This is a genomic window from Polyangium sp. 15x6 (assembly GCF_029960785.1).
Classification (GTDB): Bacteria; Myxococcota_A; Polyangia; order Polyangiales; family Polyangiaceae; genus Polyangium.
On record NZ_JASBQE010000009.1, the window covers coordinates 98,517 to 118,155 of the forward strand.

The following is a 19,639-nucleotide window of genomic DNA, read 5'->3' on the forward strand; positions in this document are numbered from 1 at the left end:
AGTCTGTAGCAGAAAATCGTTCAGAACGTGCCGACGCAGCCCACGCCGCCGCCCTTGCCGCCCACGTGCGGGCCGCACTGGAGGGTCAAGGCCGGCGCGCGTCCCACCTTCGGGCATTCGAGGTCGGGCGTCGAGCGCGACAGCGCGAAGACCACGATCCCCGTGGTGAGCGCGGCGGTTCCGAGGATGTACCCCACGACCTGGAGGCCGGTCGTCACCTTGATCCCGGATTCGATCGAGGGACATTCGGGGCTCGCGCCCGACCCGCCGCAGAGGTTGGCGTCGAAATTGTCGAGCCTGCCCGAATGCACGACCGAGGCCGCAATCGCGCCGCCCATCACCGCGAGGCCTCCGACGCCCACCACGATGGGCCAGACGGGCGCCGTGACCGCGGCGACGGGCGCCGCGACCGCGCCGACGGGCGCCGTGACCGCGCCGACCGGCGCCGAGAGATTCGGGGCGCCGATGTTGGGATTGGGCACGTTGAGGGAAGGATTGGGCGCCTCGAGCCCAGGATTGGGCGCCGAGAGCCCTCCGGTGAGTCCTCCGGTGAGCCCTCCGACAGGCGCCGTGAGTCCGCCGACCGCCCCCGTGAGTTGTCCCGTCGGTTTGCCGAGCCCGCCCGCGAGCCCGCCGACCGTCCCGGTGAGGCCTCCGGCCGCGATGCCAATGCCCGGCGTATCCAGGTTCGCGCTCGCGCGGGCAATGGCGCCCACGGCGACGCGCGCGCGGACCGTCAGGTCGGGCTTTCCAGGCGGGCGGACCACGACCGACACGTCCCCCGGCGCGAGGTAAATGGGCGACGCCATGGGCAATTTCGCGGCGATTTGCCCGCGCACGAGCACGAGGGCCCCCGGCACGCCGCCCTCCAGGACGAGGCCGCCGAGCTTGCCCGAAAGCTCGCCGAGCGCCGCGTCGATTTTCGCGCGGACCGGCTCGTAGGCCGCGCGCGCCTCCGCGCGGAATCGATGCAGCGCGAGCCAGGCCTCGTCGAGGCGCCCGGCGGCCTGCAGCGCGAGGCCGAGATCCCCGAGGATCGTCACGTCGCCCGAGAGCTCGAACGCGCGCTCGAGATCCGGCAGCGCCTCCCGCAGACGACCCGCGTCGATGTTCACCTTGGCCCGTGCGCGCAGCTCGGCGGCCTCGCGGAGCTGCGCCTCGGCCCGCGGCGGCTCGACGTTTGCCCTCGCATCGGCGGCCGCATCCACGCGCGCGCCGGCCGTCCCGCTCACGCCTGCATCCACGCGAGGCGCTTGTGCCGCCACGTCTCCGGAGATCGCGGGTCGACAGTTTTCCGCGGTGGATCCGCAGCCCAGCGGGCCGGCGGCGAAGAACATCGTGAGGAGCAACGGAGCGACGGGAAAGGATCGACGCGTCGAGGCCATCATCCTTTCAGCTATTATCACAGCCGATGCAGCGTAATCAATATAAAGCAATGATACGGTACGATTGCGCGCTGCGGCAATGTTTGGTTCCGCCGTGGGCTCACCGCGTGATGCCAAAAACGCCAAACAGGCCGCCGATCGGCGCGGCCACATGGGACGGAACGAAGAGCGCGCGTGCGTCGAGCCCCGCGTGCAGAGCCCCGAAACGAAAGAGAAAGTCGACACCGGGGCCGAGCGCGAACCGCGGCTCGATCCCTTCGCGCATCGCACCGCCGAGCTCAGCCTCGTCGACAATGAAGAAAGAACCGAGGATGAGCCTCGGCCTCACGAGCAGTCGCCCCGCGAGGATCGTCCGATCGTAACCGGCTGCGGCGTGCACGAACACGGAGCGCCGCCGCGACCAGTAGACGAGCGAATCGTTCGCGGCCGATTCGATGCTGCCCACGTGATACGCCGCGCCGAGCTCGACGTGTATCGGCACGCGGAACGTCCATCCCCCGATGAGCCCGGTTGCCGCGCCGAGGTACGACTGCCCGGTGGTCCACGACGTGGCATACCCGAGGCGGGCATCGACACTCCATCGATGCCCCGTTTCACCATGGGCGGTTTGCGTGAACAGGGTGGTCACGAGAGAGACCAGGAAGGCGCACGTCAATCGTGACACGCCGCCTCGCCCTCGTCGGCGAACGAGCCACCCGCGGCTGGGACGAATCGCCACGCGTATCCTTCCGACCGGAGCTCGAGCCGCAGGACGCCGTGTGTATCGAGATTCCTTACCTCGCTCCCGGCGTGGACCTCGTCGACGGCGTGGAGCGGCATCTTCCCGCCGGTGCCGACGACGAACCCGCGCATTCCTCGCGCGACGTCGATTTGTCCCTCGGCATTCATCGGCGCGAATCGCTCGTAAAGGTGCGCGTGGCCGGCGAGGACGACGTCGGCGCCGGCGTCTTGCAAGATCCTCCAGAGGTCGCGCATGGAATCGGCGCTCCCGTGCTCCCCGGAGGTGAAACGCGGGTGATGCCACATTGCGAGCGTGCAGCGCGACGGATGCGCCGCGAGGTCCCCTTTGAGCCAGCGCGCCTGTGGCGAATCCGGGCCACAGCCACCGAAATCGTCCGGCACCGAGGCGGGCACGTCGAGATCGCCGCCGCAATTGGAATTCAGCATCACGACGTGCCAGGCGCCGATGTCGAAGCTCGCGCGCCCCTCGAAAGGCGCCCCCGCGCCGCCGCAGAAATAAGCGAAGAACGGCCCGGCGCGCGGCGCGTGATATTCGTGGTTCCCCACGACGGCGCGTGTGATCGGGCGAAACTTGCCCCAGCTCGGGTGATAACAATCGAGAAACTCGTCGAGCGTGCCGTCGGGATACGTCGTGTCCCCGAGCGTGAACACCGCGTCCGGCCCGATCTGCTCGACGAGGGCGGCCGTCTCCTCCTGCCGCCCCCCGGGACACTCGGCGATATCGCCGGCCGCCACGATCACGGCGGCCGAGGGATCCTTCGGCGTCACGGGGAGCGCGGGGGAAGCGTCACACGGCGGGAGTTCGCGGGTGCGGGAGCAGCCGGAAACGTAAATCGCCGCGAGGGCGAGCGCGCGGAGCGCCCGCATCACGTGCCCTCGATGGCGAGGAAGCTCGTCATTCCTTCCAGCGCTCGGCGAGCTCGGGGAGCACGGTCACGGACATTTGCACGAGGTGCGCCATGTGCTGATCGGGCGTTTGTCCCGAATAACCACGCACGTGCAATCCGCCTTTTTTCGCTTCCGTTGTCTGTTCGAGCCGCGTCTCCTGCGCCCCCTTGTTGAACGCCGTGAGCGCGGCCTTCGTGGTCACGCGCGGCGGCGTCGCTTGCGCTGGCGCGCGCTCGGCGCCCACGTCGCGCAGGAGCGCGTCCGCGCTCTCCCCCGAGCTCGCGTACTCCGTGCCCCCGATGTCCGAGTGCGTGATCGAAAAGAGCCGCTTCCCCTCGGCCGCGAGCTTCGCGAATCGCGAGAACGGCGCGAGTCGGAGAGGATCGACGGTCTTCGCCTTCGGGTCGAGGTAGGCCGCGTGAATCCCGTCGAGCACCAGCACCGAATCGATCCGCTCGACGTTTTTCGCGACGTCGAGGAGCTTCGCGAGCGCTCCATACCCCGCGCTCCACGAGCCGAGCGCCACGCGCCGCACCTTGGCGTCGCGCAGCCCATGTTTCCTCGCCATGTCCTGGATCTTGTCGATCGTCTGGTCGAGCACGCCCACGACCGAGAACTTGTCCTCGTACGGCCCGGAGCCATTGCCCAGGTTCACCGTGTACACGAGCGCGTTCAGCCCGGCCGCGGTGGCGCTCTCCTCGACGAGATTCGTGTTGCCGTGGAAATGCATGTACAGGTCGAACGCGCCGTCGTCGGAGCGGAACTTCGGCGGGACGTGCAGGAGGCCGCCGTTCACGAAGACGTGGCCTTCGCGCTTCAACTTGTAATCGGCGCGCTGCTCGGGCGGCAGCTCGGGCTTCGGCGGGAGCTTCGGCGGCGGCATGTGCTTGGCGCGCAAGAGCTCGGGGGGGCTGCCGGTCGCCGCGGCGACGCCGCCCGTGATCGCGGCTCCGAGCACGAGCGAGGCGACGACGCTTCCGATCAGCGCATTTCGCGCCGGTCGTGACATCGCCGGCGCCGCGGAGCTGTCCTTCCGCGAGCGGACGAGCCAGAACGCCGCGCCCGCGAGGAAGGCCGCCGTGAGCGAAATCGTCCCGAAAAACCCGCCGATGAGCCGCAACGCGCCGACGTTCGTGATGGCGAGCAGCACGAGCGAGAGGACGGCCGCGACGGCCGCGACCAGGGCCACGTGCTCGAATCCGAGCGCCTTCGAGCTGCCGACCTTCACGGATCCGAGCATCGTCGACGCGCGCGCGGCGAGCTCCGCGGGAATCGCTCCCTCTGCCGGCGCCGTCTTCGGGGGCGGCGGAATGACGGCCGGGGCTTCGGGCTCGTTCACCGTCGCGGCCAATCCATCGGAGGCCACCGGCGGCAGATCCTCAGGCCCGGCGGGCGCCGTGGTTTCGACGGCCGGAGCTGCGGGCACGGTGACTTCGAGGGGTTTTGCCTCGACGGCCGGAGGCTCGGCCGCCGGAGGATCGACCGGGACGGTCGCCGCGAGCGCATCGGCCTTTTCCGACGCATTGGCCGCGGGCTCCGGCGGCGCGGCGCGGATCAAGGTGGGACCGTCGAGGACGGGCGGCGGCGTGGGCGCCGGCAAAACGTTCGTCGCTGCGACCGGCGCGGGCTCGGGCTTCGGCGCCGCCGGCTCCGGCGCGGCGGCTCGATGCGCGCCCGTGACGATGGGGAGCGGACCTCCATTCGGCGGCAGCAAGATCGTATCCACTTGCCCCGCGAGTGAACCCGGCTTTTTCGCGGGAGCCTTCGCCTCGGCGGGCGGCGGCGCCGCGACGTCGGCGGTCCCGGGGACCTTCATCGCCGGCAAGGTCTGGTCGCGCGGAATCGCGTCGATCGGCACGAAGCCCTTTGCGCAACGCGGGCACGTCGTCTGCACGCGCAATGCTTCGGTCTCGATGGATAGTTTCTGCCCGCAGAAGGGGCAGTACAGTTGGATCGCTGCCATGTCGTCCGACGACCGAGGCTATCCGAAGAGCCCGCCGGGCAGAAGCGGGGAATCCGTCCTCGGATCGTGCGACATCAAACGATCTCGGTGGGTTTTTCCAACTATCGCGTAAAGATGTCAGGAGCCGCCCGACCCTCCGAGCCCCGGTCCGCCCCCGCGCTCGCTGGGGTCGCCCGGTGCGTTCGGGCCGGAAACGAACTCCAGCACGACCCCGCACGTCTCGTCGGCGGGGACACGCGCTTTCAGGCGGTGAATCCCTGCAATCGCACGTGGCCGAAGCCCGCCGAGCGCAGGCCCATCATCGAGACCGGGCTCACCTCCACGCCGGGATCGTCTCGCTCCACGAGGACCGCCACGATCTCTTTCGTCTCGGCATGGCGAGCGAAGACGACGAGCGCCGTCGCGAGCATGGCCCCCGTGATGGGCTTCTTGCTCCCGTCCAGCACGAAATCGGAGCCGTCCGGCCGCGCGGTCGTACGAAAGGAGAATGGATCGGCGCCTTCACTCCACGCAAAGGCGATGAACGCCCGACCCTCCTGCAAAGGGCGCAAATACCGCTCTCTCAGATCGTCCCGCCCGAGCTGGGACAGCATGTCGCCCATCGTGCCGCAAAGCGCGAGGAGCGCGGGCAGCCCGAGGTCCTCGCCGAGAAACCCGCATTCGTGAAGCAGCCACCCCCATTCGATCCACGCCTCGCTCTTCCCCGCGAGCGGAAGGCGCGACATCCACCCGAGCCGCGCGATGTCCCCGAGCACCTCGAGGGGAAGCGGACGCGCGTCACGATCGCGGTCCCGGGCCACCGCGTTGATTCGCTCGGCGAGGAACGGGCCCAGCGTGCGCCGTACCTCGTCCGCGGATGCTGCGGGGCCAAAGGGGCCGACAAGGGCGTTCCCCCCCTGGCACGGACGCCAAGCATCCATTTCGCAGGACCTTTCCTGGCGTGAAGACCGTCGACGAATCCACCGCTACCAGGAAATTCTGCAGTCCTCAAGCCTCTTACCATAATTTTACAATATGGGAAGCGTCGTGAGCACGGTCGCGCACGTTCTATGAGTTCTCTCCACGGTCGCGCTCGCTTTCGGTGGAGAATCGCCGTACCATGCGCGTGCTCCGCATCACGGAGATACTTCCTTACTCACGAGGTCACCCATGAATGCTTCGCATGACTTTCGCCGGAACCTCGCGCGTCGCCTCCTCGCGCTCGTCGCCGCCGCGCTCCCCCTCACGATGAGCGCGCTCTCGGGCTGCGTGGTGCAAGAATCCACGGGCGGCGATTGCCCGGAGGCCGCCCCGAAGCACGCGTGTTTCGCTTGGCCCCAGGATTCCGGCGCCGTGGGCAGCGGGGGCGCGGGCGGAAGCGGCGGCAGCGGAGGCGCTGGCGGCGCGGGCGGCGCCGGGGGAGGCGCCCCCGTGATGTGTCCCGCGCAGGCCGAAGCGAAGTCGATCCTCGACCAACAAACCGCCGGGATGCACACGATGGAATCGGACGGCACGCTCCAGAATGGTCAGTGCTGTTACGATACGCTCTTCAAGCCCTTGTGTATCGGGGGTCGCCCCTTCCTCGTGAACGACGCGCCCCGCACGGCCGAGCCCGTCCGCGGCGCCTTCGCGTCGGGCGCGCGCAGCCCGGAGGCGATGGCTCCGAACATCGACGATCTCTCCGCGGACGAGCGCGCCCTGCTCGCGGCGGCATGGACGCGCGATGGGCTCTTCGAGCATGCGTCCGTCGCCTCCTTCGGACGGTTTGCCCTGGAGCTGCTCGCCGTGGGCGCCCCGGCGGATCTCGTCACGCGGGCGCATCGAGCCGCGGAGGACGAGGTGCGCCACGCGGAGCTCTGTTTTGCGCTCGCCTCGAATTACGCCGGGGAAGCCAGGGCCCCGGGGCCGTTCCCCTTCGAGGGGCGCATCGATATTTGCGCCGATCTCGCCTCGGTCGCCGCGCGCGCCGCGCGGGAAGGTTGTATTGGAGAAACGATCGCCGCGGCCGTCGCCGCCGAGCAGCTCGCGGCCGCCACGGATCCGGCCGTGCACGCGGTCCTCCGGCTCATCGCCGAGGACGAGGCGCGCCACGCCGAGCTCGCATGGCGCACGGTGGCCTGGGCCGTGCGCGTGGGCGGCGATGCGGTGCGCGCGGCCGTCCTCGAGGTCTTCGCGGCGCTCGGGCAAGGCGCGCCCGGCGAGCGAACGCCGAGTGATCCGCGCCTCGCGGCGCATGGCCGGCTCGGCGAGGCCGAGGTGCAGGAGGTGGCCCGACGCGCGACGGTCGAGGTCGTTTTGCCCGCGGTGCGGCTCTTCGTGGAGCGGCTCGGCGGCGGCGAGATTCGCGCGGAGGCTTGACGGGGTCCGCCGAGCGCTCGAAAAGAGGGCGAATGGCCCCCGCCGATCGTCCCGCCGAACCCGCGCCGCCCGAGAGCCGCGTGAAGGTCGCCCTCCGCATCGTCCTCGCCCTGGCCATGATCGGGGTCGGCGTCCTGCATTTCACGTCCCCCGAGCCTTTCGTGCGCATCGTCCCCGCGGCCCTGCCCGCGCCGCTCGCGCTCGTGTACGTGAGCGGGGTGGCCGAGATTGCCGGAGGCGTGGGCCTCTTGATCCCGCGGCTCCGGCGCGCGGCGGGCATCGGCCTCATGGCCCTCTACGTCGCGGTTTTCCCGGCAAACATCAACATGGCGATCCACAACATCTCGATCGGCGAGGACCCCGTGCCGGAATGGGCGCTCTGGGCCCGGCTTCCATTTCAGATCGTGTTCATCGCCTGGGCTTACTGGGTCGGCGTGCGTTCGCGTCCGGGTCACATTTCCAGGTGACCCATGGCATCGCTCAGCGTGTCCCGAGCCCGAGCTTCTTCCGCAGCCGCGGCGTCTCGCGCTCGCGCACCGCAATGCACTGATTCGCCTGCTCTTCGAGCGCCGCGAGCTTCTTCGGGCTCACGTCCACGGTCTCGAAGATCGCCTTGAAGACCTTGAGCGCGTCGTCCCGCGTCACCGGATCACACGCCTCGCCCACCGCGCTCGAGAGCTCGAGCAAGAGCCCTCCGCCGAACCGAGGCGCGAGCTCGGGGCCACGCGCGCGGATCCATCCAAGGGACGTCGACAAGGTCTCCGGCGCGCGCGCCGATTCGTGGAACGCGCGGGCGAACTCGTGCGCCCGCAGCTCGCCGGCCCGCGCGATGTCGAGGCCCCGGCCGAGCTCCGCCGGATCGCCGATCCTCCCGATCGCCCGCGCCGCGATGACCCGCTCCTCCGGCGTCGCCGCGAGCCGCACCGCGTCCCGTAGCGCTTGCAGCCGCTCGTCGCCGCCGGTCCGCGCGGCCACGAGCAGCGCGACCGCCGTCGTGTCCGCGTCGAGCGCCCGCGGATCGTCGAGGTACGCCGTCGCGCGCGAGGCCGCTTGCCGGAGCGTCCACGGCTCCTCCGCGAGCACGCCGAGCGCTTCGAGCACGGCCACGCGGGCGAGGCGCGTGGCCTCGTCGTCCTGCTTGCGTGTCGCCCACCCGAGCTCCTTGCCGAGCGGAAGGAACAGCGAACCGACGAAGCGACCGAGCGCCTCGCGGGACCCCGAGTCCGGCAGCACCACGCGGATCCAGCGCAGGCTCTCCGTCATCTCGGCGAGCACCGCGGGGTGCCGCTCGCCCCGCAGCGACGAGAGCAGCTCGAGCAGCGCATCCGCCCCGAGCTCCCCGCTTCGCACGAGCGCGAGCGCGTTCGCCACGAGGCCCACGCGCTCCGTCGGCGCGAGCTTCTTCGCGACCTTCGCGAGCGCGTCCCACGAGGCGCGCGGCAGCGTGAACCGGTAGTAGCCGCGCTCGTCCGCGTTCGGATGGACCCACGAAGGGCAGCCGCGCCGCGGCAGCTCCAGCGTCAGGCGATCGGAGAGCAGCCCGCACACCGGCGCCGCTGCGCCCTCGTACGCGACGCACGCAGGCACGACGAACGCCCGCGGCTCCTCGCCGCCCGCGCCCGGCCGCGAGGCCGGCGGCGTGAGCGCGAGCGAGACGCGCGGCGGTTTTTCCGCCTCGCAGGTGAGCTCGGCGCGCACGAAGGGCACGCCCGTGCGTTCGAGGAACGGGCGCGCGACAGCCGCGACGTCCTTGCCCGACGCCTCGGCCAGCGCCGCGAGCAAGACGTCCGTCGACGCCGTGCCATGCGCATGCGCGGACGTGTGCGCGGCGAGGCCCTTCCGCATCACGTCTTCCCCGAGCCACCCTTCGAGCATCCGCACGAGGCTCGCGCCCTTCTCGTAGGTGATCGCGTCGAAGATGTCCTCGGCGTCGCCCGTGCTCACCACGGGCGCGCGCACGGCGCGCGACGAGGGCAGCTCGTCGAGCTTCATCGCGAGGTGCTTGTCCCGCACGGCCGACGCGGCGGCGCCCGTGTCCTTCGTGATCGTGTCGATGACCTTCGCCGTCATCCACGTCGCGAGGCCCTCGTTGAGCCAGAGATCGTCCCACCACGGCGGCCCGACGAGGTTGCCGAACCACTGATGTGAGAGCTCGTGCGCCACGATCGACGCCATCTCCTGCAAGCCCACCGCCGACGCCGCGTCGGGGTCGAGCAGCGCCAGATCCTCGCGGAGCGTCACGAGCCCCGGGTGCTCCATCGCCGCGGCCATGAGATCCGGGACCGCCACGAGATCGAGCTTGCGGTACGGATACGCGCGACCGAAGAAGCCCGCGAGCATCGCGAGCTCGCGCGCCGCCGTGTCGAGCACGAGCTCGCCGAGCTTCGCTTTGCCGCGCGTCGTGACGAGGCGCAGGCGCACGGGTTCCTTTTGACCACCAACGTTCGTCTTCGCCTCGCGGACCTCGAACGGCCCCACCGCGAGCGCCACGAGGTACGTCGGGAGCGGCTCCGTCGTTGCAAAGGCAAACGTCTCGTGCGCGGCGTCCGGCGAGGCCGTCCGGCTGGTCTCCGGCGCGTTCGACAGCGCGAGCTGGCCCTTCGGCACCGTCACCTTCACGTCGAACGGCACCTTGAAGCCGGGCTCGTCGAAGCACGGGAAGACACGCCGCGCGTCGACGGGTTCGAACTGCGTGAACGCGTACGACGCGCCCGCGTCCTCGACGCGGAACAGGCCCGCGGTGCCCTCGCCGAAGGGCGCGACGTAGGTGATCTCGATCGACGCGCGCCCCACGGGCAGCGGCTTTTCGAACGCGAGCACGAGCTCGTTCGGCGTCGTCTGCCCCGCGCTCGGCCGCGTCGAGGTCCGCGCCGGGCGCCGCTCGTTGCCGACGACCACCTGCGCGCGCCGCAGATCGATCTCGGCCGCGTGCAGCACCACGTGCGACGTCGGGCGCGGGATCTCCACGTCGATCGTGACCTCGCCCGTGAAGCGCGGCTCCTTCGGGTTCACCCAGAGCGAGAGCGCGTAACGGAGCGGCCGCGCCGTGTCCGGCAGGCGGCCGTTCGCGAGCGTCGGCGGCGGCTTCGGCGCCTGCTCCGTGGCCGTCGCCGCGGGCTCGACGCGGAAGACCGGCGCGTTCGGGATGCAGCCCGCGAGGGCGAGCACGACGAAGGGCAGGGCGAGCCGCGCTCCGCGAGACCAAGCAAGCATCGATCGAACGTTCGCCGCGCGGCGCGGCCCGGTCAAGCGGCAGGCTCCGGCGCGCCCCGGAACCCGAGCGCCCGCGCCTGCGCCGGGCCCGTGTCCTTGCGGCGCCAGAGCACCGCGTCGAGCACGTAATGCGTGGCCTGCGGCAGCGCGAGCAGAGGCACGACGAGCGCCCGCGCCGAGGGCCCGAGCAGCGGCGCCTCGCGCATCCCGCCGAAGAGCGAGGGTCTGTCGTGCCAGACCAGCCGATCCCAGAGCGCCTCCTCGGCGAACGCGAGCGCGAGCGCCGCCGCGGCGAACGCGAGCACGCCGCCTGCCGCGATCCGCGCGACGAGCCCCGCGGGAGCCTCGCGCGCCCGCTCCCGCGTGTACGCCCAGAGCAGCGCCATGTACGGGATCCCGTGCACGAGCACGTTCGTCACGGTGAACTGGAAGTCCGAGTTCGTCGCGACGATCCCGGAGAACCACGTGATCGCCGTCGTCGCCACCACGAGGTGCTTGCCCGGGTTCCGCGGCCCGCCCCGCCGCGAAACGATGACGGCGCGCGCGACGTACGCGACGAGCAGCGCGGCCCAGACGACGCCTGCGGGCACGACGAGCGCGCGGAGCCACGGCGCGGTCACGAAGTCGTCCTCGACGAACCATCGGAACGCGCGCGGCAGGTGGGCGTGCCAGTAGAGCAGCGGGAAGCAGGTCGACGCGTAGATCGTGGCGTCGTCGAGCGCGCGTCCGAGCCGCGAGCGCTCGCCGGCGCGCGCCCGGTAGATCGCCACCCAGCCCGCTTGTTGCCGCACGAAGTGGAGCACCGCCACGTACGCGAGCACGCGCCAGAAGAGCCGCTCGGACGTGGCGTGGAGCAGCGCGCCCGCGGCCCAGCACGCGAGCGGCGTGGCCACGTAGAGCGCGCGGCGCTTGCGGAGCTCTTCGCGATCGAAGTACGTCCGGAAGAACGTCGTGTGGACGTGCGCGACATCGACGGCGAGCACGAACGTGATCCACCCCCAGAGCGGCAGCGCGCCCTCGTCGCTCAGCGCGGGTGCGAGCGCGGCGAGCGCGAGCGCGAGCGCCGCGGACCCGCCGAAGACGGCCACGTCGACGCGCGCGCCCCAGATCCAGGGCCCGTTCACGAGGCGCTCGGGGACCTCCTCGGCCCTCCCCTAGCCGTGGATGGCCGCGGCGATGATCCAGGAGAGCCCGAGGATCACCGAGCCGATCACGATCGCGAGGGCGGTGTTCTGGTCCTCCTCGATCTCCTTGCGGATCGAGAACGGCGTCACCTTCGTGATGATGAAGAACGCCACGGCGAAGACGACGAGCCCGATCACCACGAAGATCAGCGTGGCGATCGAGGCCTTGAGCAGCTGCGAAATGTCGAGCATCGATGCTCTCCCGAGGGCCCGGAAGGGCCGTGCCGGCAGGGTAAGGGAAGACGGGCCCCGCTGGGAAGCCTCGACGTCGTGGGCGTAAGCGGCTACCTCCTCCGAGGACCATGGGCATCGCGCGGATCGGCGACGTCGACATTCATTACGACACCTTCGGCGAGGCCGGCCCGGCCGTGTTGCTCGTCATGGGCCTCGGCTCGCGGGGTGACAACTGGACGGCCATTTCGCGCGCCCTCGCCGGCCGCGGCTTCCGCGCGATCCAGTTCGACAACCGCGACGTCGGCCGCTCCTCGCGTTTCCCGGGCGGGAGCTACGAGATCGCCGACATGGCCAAGGATGCCGTGGGGCTCCTCGACCACCTCGGCATCGGCGAGGCGCGGCTCGTCGGCATTTCGATGGGCGGCATGATCGCGCAGGAGCTCGCCGTGCGTTTCCCCGAGCGTTTCTCGCGCCTCGTGCTCCTCGCGACCTGGGCCGGCGGCGACCTCGCGAAGAAGGCCGAAGGCGCGATCCTCTCCGAGCTCGCCTCGCTCGCCGGCGGCGACGATCGCGCGGCGGCCGAGGCGCGCCTCGCCGCGTTTTATCGCGCCATCACGGGCCCCGCGTTCGTCCAGAAGAACCCCGAGATCCTCGACATGGCCATCGCGTTCGCGCTCGAAGGCGCGCCCGAGGTGGACGGTCTCCTGCGGCAGATCCAGGCGATCAGTCGGTTCTCCATCTGGGATCGCCTCGGCGACGTCCGCGTGCCGACCCTCGTCGTGCACGGCGACGCCGATCCGCTCATTCCGTACGAGAATGGCGAGCTCCTCGCGCGGCGGATTCCGGGCGCGCGGCTCCGCACGCTGCGCGGCGTGGGGCACCTCGTGCCGCTGGAGGCGCCGCTCGAAACCTACGGCGCGCTGCTCGATTTTTTATCCTGACGTGGCTCGGCTCGCCTGGGCGGATCGCTGGTCCGTCCCATGCATCGCCGCCCCTGCATGGTAGATACACGCACGGATGGGATGTCGGGGCTGGCGTGGGTGGCGATGGTCCTCGTGATCGTCGGCGCCCTGAACTGGGCGCTCGTGGGGCTCTTCGACTGGAACCTCGTGGCCGCTCTTTTCGGGACGTTCTCGGCGCTCACGCGCATCGTGTACGTGCTCGTGGGCCTCTCGGGTCTGTATTTGATTTTCCTCTCGACGCGGCTCGTGCAACGGCCAAGAGCCTGACGGCGGAGCGAGCACGCAATCGCCCGTGATCCCTCACGAAAATCTCTGGACAAGCGCGGCTGTCCAGGTTTCGATGCCCGACGTTTGTGCGCTGCACGGAGCAGCCCACGAGGAGGTCGGAGCATGCGTTTCGGGATTCGGGCGATCGGCGGGGTTTTGCTCCTCGGGGCCATATCGGTCGCAGCGGCGGGCTGTAGCGACGATCCCGCGACGACCGCGACGGGGGCGGGCGGCCAGGGCGGCGGCGCGGGCCAGGGAGGGGCGGGCGGTCAAGGCGGCCAGGGCGGCGATGCGGGCCAGGGCGGCGACGCAGGCCAGGGCGGACAGGGGGGGGCAGGGGGGCAAGGCGGCACGGGCGGCACGGGCGGCAGCAGCGCCGTCTGCGGTGACGGCGCTGTCGAGGGCAGTGAGGGCTGTGACGACAGCAATACGGCCGATACGGACGGCTGCTCGGCGGCGTGCGCGGTCGAAGCAGGATGGAGCTGCGCCGGGGAGCCGAGCGTGTGCACGACCGGCTGCGGCGACGGCGTGATCGCCGGCATGGAAGCGTGCGACGACGGCAATGAGGTCGATGCGGACGGCTGCTCGGCGGCCTGCGTGCTCGAGTCCGGCTGGAATTGCGCCGGAGAGCCGACCGTGTGCACGGACCTCGACGAATGCATGCTCGGCACGCACAACTGCGACGCGAATGCGACGTGCACCAATACGCCGGGCTCGTTCACCTGCGCCTGCAACATGGGATATGCGGGCGACGGCACCCTGTGCATGGACGTGGACGAGTGCGCGCTGAACACGGACAACTGCGATGCGAACGCGGCCTGCATGAACTCGACCGGCTCGTTCTCGTGCACGTGCAACATGGGATATGCCGGCAATGGCGTCCTGTGCATGGACGTGGACGAGTGCGCGCTGAACACGGACAACTGCGACGCGAATGCGACGTGCACGAATACGCCCGGCTCGTTCGCCTGCGCGTGCAACATGGGGTACACCGGCGACGGCCTCATGTGCACGGACGTGGACGAGTGCGCGTTGAATACGGATAACTGCGATTCGAATGCGACGTGCACGAATACGCCCGGCTCGTTTGCCTGCGCGTGCAACATGGGATACACCGGCAGCGGCGCCATGTGCACGGACGTGAACGAGTGTTCCGCCGGCACGGACGACTGCGACGCGAACGCGACGTGCACGAACCAGCCCGGCACCTTCTCCTGCGCCTGCAATCAGGGTTTTACCGGCAATGGCAAGACGTGTACGTCGGTCTGCGGCGACGGCCTCGTGGTCGCGGGCGAGGGCTGCGACGACGCGGGCACGACGTCCGGCGACGGGTGCTCGGCGACCTGCCAGGTGGAGGCCGGCTATTCCTGCACCGGCATGCCGAGCGTGTGCGGACCGCTCTGCGGCGACGGGATCCTCTTGGCCGGCGAGAAATGCGACGACGGGGACGCCGTGGGCGGCGACGGGTGCAGCGCGACCTGCAAGGTCGAGCCGTACTTCCGGTGCAAGGGTACCCCGAGCACGTGCGCGCGCATCAAGATCGCGTACGCTCCCTCGAACCCCGACGCCTCGACCTATCGCTCTGCCATCGCGGCGATCACGGGCGGCACGGTCACATACGTCGATCCCCGCACGATGACGCCCTCGCTCGCCACGCTGAACACCTATGATTGCGTGCACACGTGGGTGAACACGGGTTTTGCAAACGCGACCACGTTCGGCAACAACCTCGGCGATTTCGTGGACGCGGGCGGAAACGTCGTCCTCGGCGTGTTCTCGACCTACACGAGCAACATCTCGCTCGCGGGCAAAATCATGACCTCCGCATATTCGCCCGTGGTCTCGCCGACCGGGGACAACCGCTACACCTCGTCGAGTTATTCGGGCAATGGCACGACGTTCATCCACAGCGGCGTCTCGACGTATGCCTCGTTCTACCGCGACATCCTCATCCTGCAGGGCGCCGGCATCATCGACGGCACGTACGCCGACGGCGAGATCGCGCATGCGTACCGCCCCGACTTCAAGGTCGTTTACTCGAACGGCACGGGGCACCCGAACATGCAAGGCACCGGCGACTGGGCGCGGCTCGTGGCGAACGCCTGCACAGCGGGCTTCCTCCAGTAAAATCGATTGATTTCCCCGGGGGCCGGGGAGACGATGATCGTCATGGCGACGATCGTTCGTGGGCTCCTCCTCCTCGGCCTCGTTTCAGGCTGCGGCGCGCGCACCGAGCTGCCCGTCTGCCAGGTGGAGGGGGAAAAGCGCGAATGCGAGACCATTTGCGGCAAGGGCGTGGAGACGTGCGTCTTCGGGAAATGGGAGGGCTGCACGGCGCCCCGGCCCTCCTCCACGATCCCCATCGGGGTGACGATCCGCGATTTCAGCGCGTCGCACCCCGATTTCGAAGAGCCCTCGATCGGGCTCGATCTCGGGATCGTCGAGACGAACCTCGGCAGCGACGGCAAACCCGTCTATGCGGGAAACCCCACGACGCTCACGACGAGCGGCAAGGCGGGCTTCGACGAATGGTACCGCGACGTCCCCGGGGTCAACGCGTCGACGTCGTTCACGCTCGAGCTCGCGTCGAGCCCGGGCGCGCCGAATCTGTACCAGTTCAACGCGCCTGATTTCTTCCCGATCGACGGGCAGCTCCTCGGGAACGAGGGAAACCCGCACAATTTCCATTTCACGCTGGAGATGCAGAGCCCGTTCCGGTACGTCGGCGGCGAATCACTCACGTTTCGCGGGGACGACGACCTCTGGGTCTTCATCAACGACAAGCTCGCCATCGATCTCGGGGGCGTGCACGCGACCGAGAGCCGGACGATCCTCCTCGACGAGGAGGCCGAGGCCCTCGGGATCACGAAAGGCGAGGTGTTCCCCTTCGCGCTCTTCTTCGCCGAGCGGCATACGTCGGGCTCGAATTTTTACCTCGAGACGACGATCGCCGAGTTCGACGTCTGTCCGAAGTGACGGTCACGCCGTCGCCGCGTCCTCCGTCGGCTTCTTCTTGCGTTTCTTCTTTTTCGCGGGAGATGCGGGTTCGTCCGTTCGAACCTCCGCGGGCGGCATCTCCCCGAGCATGATTTGCCGCACGATTCGCGTCGCGTCCTCGGCGCGCGAGGCGGGGACCATCACCTCGATGGGGACGAACGGATGGGCGAAACGCGCCATCGTCCGGTAGAGGACGCCGCGCAGGAGGACCGGGATTCCCTCGCTGCGAAGAACGGCGGCGACCATGTCCGCGGCGAAGACGCGGTGCTCCGGCCAAACCGAGACGAGCTCGCCTTCGATTTGCATGCGTGCACGGACCTCGGCGACGAGATCAAGGACGAGCATGGTCAGGAGCGGCACGAGATAAGGGCTCGTCCCCGGGCCGACGTCCACGAGCAGCGGGAGGATCACGAAGACGCAGAGCGGCAGGATGCTCAGGCGCAGGGCGGCGAGGACCTCGGAATCCCCTTCCTCGAGCGGTCGGCTGTCGGGCGAGTATTCGCGAACGCGCCGCCACAGAGCTTCCCGCGCGGTCGGCGTCTGAAAGGCCCATCCGAGGACGAGGACGAGTATGGAGGTGAGGACGAGCCTGATGACGAGGGGCACGCCGTCATTCTCGAAATACCACGCGCCGGCGTTGTAGGGGATGAGGTGGGCGGTCGAGAGGAGCCAGAGCAGCCCTGCGAGGCCCGCGGGGATGAGCGCGGGCGCGACGCCGCTCGCGGGCAGCCGGAGCGGCGGCGGATTGGCGCCCCGCGGGCCCGCGCCTCGGCGATAAGGCTCCGCGCCGGACGCCTCCACGCGAACGTCCTCGTCCCGCCTGCCAGGCCAGCGCGAGCACGCGACCGCTCCGCCCGCGAGCAGCGCCGGAATGATGAAGATGCGGGCTATCTCGGCGGACGTCGGCGCCTTTTCAGGGATGGCCCCCGAGAGGATCGCATGGAGGAACTCGCCTTGCATGACGAGATCCGGGACGAGGTAGAGCAACGCAAACCCATTGCCGAGCCCTCGCCTCGTCACCCACGTGGCGAGCAGCACGAGCAGGCTCGTCCCGGCGACCAGGCTGCCGATGACGACGAGCTGCGGCCCTTCCGGGTCGAAATAGGACCGTGAACGGGCGATCCCGTATGCGTGGAAGAGCGCGAGCACCATCCCGAGGAGGATCGTGGCCCGCCCGAGTTTCTCGCGCCCTTCGGGGCCTGCGTGCCGGAGCGGACGCAGGGAGGGGACGATCCAGGCGACGAGCTCGACGAACAGCGCCGCCGCGAGGATCGGGTACAGGCCGACAGAAAATACGTTCCACGGGAGCCCCGATATTTCCGGTTCCTTCTCTGGAAAGAGCAAGAGCCTCGGCCCGGCGATCGCGATGGCGAGCGCCACGATCGTCACCCCGATCCGCGACAATAGACCCGGCGGAAGCGGGCGCGCCGTGGTCTCTCCCGAGGGTGGGGCGTAATATGCCGGCCCGTCCACGAGCGCGACCCCGCAATCGGCGCAGTCCGGACGATCCACGTCGTATTCGGCCGGCGTTCCGGTGCGCTGTCGATGCGAACACGCGACGTTCGGACAAAACTTCATGACGCCCCTCGCCCCGAGCATCCGCGCCCGCGCTCCCGGCGTCAAGCCCTTGTTCCCGGCGTCGTATGCGCGTAGCCTGGGCGTTGCGAGGGCGAACGATGCAACGACGAACGCTTCACGGGGCGCTCCTGGTTTGTCTTTTCACGGGCGTGGTTTCAGGCTGCGGGGACGAAGCCGCTCCGGCGCCGCTCGATCCCCAGACGAACCCGGACGAGGGGCCTGTCGCGGGAAACCCGGACGGCGCCTGCGCCGTGCCGGCCGAGGCCCAGGCGGCGGATACGTCGAACCCGACGCAGGTCGTCGGCAATGGCACGAAGGAGAGCTGCACCTCGGATGCATTCGCCTCTGCCGTGGCGAAGGGCGGTATCATCACGTTCGATTGCGGCCCGGATCCCGTGGTCATCACGCTCGATCGCACGGCGAAGATCTTCAACGACACCGGTCCCGAGATCGTGATCGACGGCGGCGGGAAGGTCACGCTGAGCGGCGCGGGGGCGCGGCGCATTCTCTACATGAACACCTGCGACGAGGCGCAACACTGGACCACGCCGATGTGCCAGAACCAGGACCACCCCCGGCTCACGGTGCAAAACCTGACGTTCGTCGACGGCAATGCGAAAGGCGAGGACCCGGACGGCGGCGGCGCGATCTTCGTGCGGGGAGGCCGCTTCAAGGTGGTGAACAGCCGCTTCTTCAACAACGTCTGCGACGATGTCGGCCCGGACGTCGGAGGCGGCGCGATTCGTGTTCTCAGTCAATACGAAGGGCTACCCGTGTACGTCGTGAACAGCACGTTCGGCGGGAGCGAAAAGCTCGGAAATGTCTGCTCGAACGGCGGCGCGCTGAGCAGCATCGGTGTCTCGTACACGGTCCTGAACAGCCTGATGTCCCACCAGCGCGCGATCGGCAACGGCGCGAACCCGGCGAAGGACGGGACCCCGGGCGGCGGGAGCGGCGGCGCCATTTACAATGACGGCAATACGTTCACGTTGACGGTCTGCGGGACGAAGATCACGGAGAACCATGCAAACGAAGGGGGCGGCGCCATCTTCTTCGTCAGCAACGATCGCACGGGCACGCTCGTGATCCAGGATTCGGTGCTCTCGAAGAACCGGAGCCTCGGATTCGAGACGCCGGGTTATCCCGGCATCTTCGTGCTCGCGAACGGCGACCCGCAGGTCACGAACTCCACCCTGGAATGAACGAGCCATGTCCACCATTCACATTTCCGCGGCGCCCGGCGATTTCGCCGACGTGGTCCTGATGCCGGGCGATCCCCTGCGCGCCCGCTACATCGCCGAGCGATTCCTCGAGCAGCCGCGCGAGGTCACGGCCGTGCGCAACATGCTGGGGTTCACCGGAACGTACCAGGGACAGCGCATCTCCGTCATGGGGCACGGGATGGGCATCCCCTCGATCTCCATTTACGCGACCGAGCTCATTCGCAATTACGGCGCGCGTGTCCTCATCCGGGTCGGGAGCTGCGGCGCGCTCCGGCCGGAGGTCGACCTGAAGGAGGTGATCGTGGCCCTCGCCGCGGGCACGGACTCCCGGGTCAATCGCCATCGCTTCCTCGAACACGATTTCCCGGCGGTCGCGGATTTCAAGCTGGCGCGGCGAGCGGTGGAGATCGCGGAGCGCCGCGGCCAGCCCGTCCGCGTGGGCTCCGTGTTCAGCGCGGACCTGTTTTACATGCCGGATGTCGCGCGGCTGCACGAGACGCTCGTGCGCATGGGGATGGTCGCGATCGAAATGGAGGTGGCGGGTCTTTATGGCGTCGCCGCGGAGCTGGGCGCGCGGGCGCTCGCGCTCCTCGCGGTCGCGGACAACCTGCCGAAGGGCACCTCGCTCTCCTCGGCGGAGCGCGAGACGAGCTTCAACGCGATGATCGGTCTCGCGCTGGAGCTCGCGGCCGAGGAGGCCGCGGCCATCGCGCCGCCGCCATAGTCT

Annotated in this window: 17 protein-coding genes; 8 read left to right on the forward strand and 9 right to left on the reverse strand. The window is 69.5% G+C overall.

What is annotated here, in order from left to right:
- Positions 1-20: 20 nt before the first annotated feature.
- From QHF83_RS09480 to QHF83_RS09500, 5 genes are all read right to left on the reverse strand, one after another.
- On the reverse strand, positions 21-1,232 hold the full coding sequence (locus QHF83_RS09480; protein WP_282417450.1) for a tetratricopeptide repeat protein: 1,212 nt from the start codon (positions 1,230-1,232) through the stop codon (positions 21-23).
- Positions 1,233-1,485: 253 nt separating this feature from the next.
- A complete protein-coding gene (locus QHF83_RS09485; protein ID WP_282417451.1) occupies positions 1,486-2,049 on the reverse strand; it encodes a hypothetical protein in 564 nt (187 codons plus the stop codon).
- Entirely contained in the window at positions 2,037-2,993 is a 957-nt protein-coding gene (locus QHF83_RS09490) for a metallophosphoesterase (RefSeq protein ID WP_282417452.1), read from the reverse strand. The genes QHF83_RS09485 and QHF83_RS09490 overlap by 13 nt, the downstream gene beginning before the upstream one ends.
- 28 nt (positions 2,994-3,021) lie before the next feature.
- The gene (locus QHF83_RS09495; RefSeq protein ID WP_282417453.1) at positions 3,022-4,977 is read right to left on the reverse strand and encodes a hypothetical protein; all 1,956 of its coding nucleotides are present in this window, start codon (positions 4,975-4,977) and stop codon (positions 3,022-3,024) included.
- A 242-nt stretch (positions 4,978-5,219) separates the two neighbouring features.
- The gene (locus tag QHF83_RS09500) at positions 5,220-5,777 is read right to left on the reverse strand and encodes an acyl-CoA dehydrogenase family protein (protein ID WP_282417454.1); all 558 of its coding nucleotides are present in this window, start codon (positions 5,775-5,777) and stop codon (positions 5,220-5,222) included.
- Positions 5,778-6,126: 349 nt separating this feature from the next.
- On the opposite strand from QHF83_RS09500, the gene QHF83_RS09505 reads away from it, so the two are divergent.
- The gene (locus QHF83_RS09505) at positions 6,127-7,314 is read left to right on the forward strand and encodes a ferritin-like domain-containing protein (protein WP_282417455.1); all 1,188 of its coding nucleotides are present in this window, start codon (positions 6,127-6,129) and stop codon (positions 7,312-7,314) included.
- Positions 7,315-7,346: 32 nt separating this feature from the next.
- Positions 7,347-7,781 (forward strand): DoxX family protein, encoded by a 435-nt coding sequence (locus QHF83_RS09510; protein WP_282417456.1) that lies wholly within the window; start codon positions 7,347-7,349, stop codon positions 7,779-7,781.
- 13 nt (positions 7,782-7,794) lie between these two features.
- Here the strand turns inward: QHF83_RS09510 and QHF83_RS09515 are convergent, their stop codons facing one another.
- The 3 genes from QHF83_RS09515 to QHF83_RS09525 are packed head-to-tail and all read right to left on the reverse strand — an operon-like array spanning position 7,795 to position 11,903.
- Positions 7,795-10,527: a M1 family metallopeptidase gene (locus QHF83_RS09515; RefSeq protein ID WP_282417457.1), complete on the reverse strand. Its 2,733-nt coding sequence runs from the start codon at positions 10,525-10,527 to the stop codon at positions 7,795-7,797.
- Between the two features lie 32 nt (positions 10,528-10,559).
- Entirely contained in the window at positions 10,560-11,651 is a 1,092-nt protein-coding gene (locus tag QHF83_RS09520) for a hypothetical protein (protein WP_282417458.1), read from the reverse strand.
- A 30-nt stretch (positions 11,652-11,681) separates the two neighbouring features.
- On the reverse strand, positions 11,682-11,903 hold the full coding sequence (locus QHF83_RS09525; protein ID WP_272421266.1) for a DUF350 domain-containing protein: 222 nt from the start codon (positions 11,901-11,903) through the stop codon (positions 11,682-11,684).
- A 110-nt stretch (positions 11,904-12,013) separates the two neighbouring features.
- Here QHF83_RS09525 and QHF83_RS09530 point away from each other — a divergent pair, with 110 nt between their 5' ends.
- The 4 genes from QHF83_RS09530 (at position 12,014) to QHF83_RS09545 (ending at position 16,090) form a co-directional block, all read left to right on the forward strand.
- Positions 12,014-12,826 (forward strand): alpha/beta fold hydrolase, encoded by an 813-nt coding sequence (locus QHF83_RS09530; protein ID WP_282417459.1) that lies wholly within the window; start codon positions 12,014-12,016, stop codon positions 12,824-12,826.
- Between the two features lie 57 nt (positions 12,827-12,883).
- Positions 12,884-13,114, forward strand: coding sequence for a DUF378 domain-containing protein (locus QHF83_RS09535; protein WP_282417460.1), 231 nt, complete (start codon positions 12,884-12,886; stop codon positions 13,112-13,114).
- A 123-nt stretch (positions 13,115-13,237) separates the two neighbouring features.
- Entirely contained in the window at positions 13,238-15,241 is a 2,004-nt protein-coding gene (locus tag QHF83_RS09540) for an EGF domain-containing protein (protein WP_282417461.1), read from the forward strand.
- A 42-nt stretch (positions 15,242-15,283) separates the two neighbouring features.
- A complete protein-coding gene (locus QHF83_RS09545) occupies positions 15,284-16,090 on the forward strand; it encodes a fibro-slime domain-containing protein (RefSeq protein WP_282417462.1) in 807 nt (268 codons plus the stop codon).
- Positions 16,091-16,093: 3 nt separating this feature from the next.
- Here QHF83_RS09545 and QHF83_RS09550 read toward each other — a convergent pair whose 3' ends face one another.
- A complete protein-coding gene (locus tag QHF83_RS09550) occupies positions 16,094-17,689 on the reverse strand; it encodes a DUF2007 domain-containing protein (protein ID WP_282417463.1) in 1,596 nt (531 codons plus the stop codon).
- A gap of 98 nt (positions 17,690-17,787) precedes the next feature.
- Between QHF83_RS09550 and QHF83_RS09555 the strand changes: the two genes are divergently transcribed.
- Both QHF83_RS09555 and deoD read left to right on the forward strand, forming a co-directional pair.
- The gene (locus tag QHF83_RS09555; RefSeq protein WP_282417464.1) at positions 17,788-18,891 is read left to right on the forward strand and encodes a hypothetical protein; all 1,104 of its coding nucleotides are present in this window, start codon (positions 17,788-17,790) and stop codon (positions 18,889-18,891) included.
- A gap of 7 nt (positions 18,892-18,898) precedes the next feature.
- Positions 18,899-19,636 carry a purine-nucleoside phosphorylase gene (gene deoD, locus QHF83_RS09560; RefSeq protein ID WP_282417465.1) on the forward strand — a complete coding sequence of 246 codons (738 nt, stop codon included), beginning with the start codon at positions 18,899-18,901 and terminating at the stop codon, positions 19,634-19,636.
- Positions 19,637-19,639 lie beyond the last annotated feature (3 nt).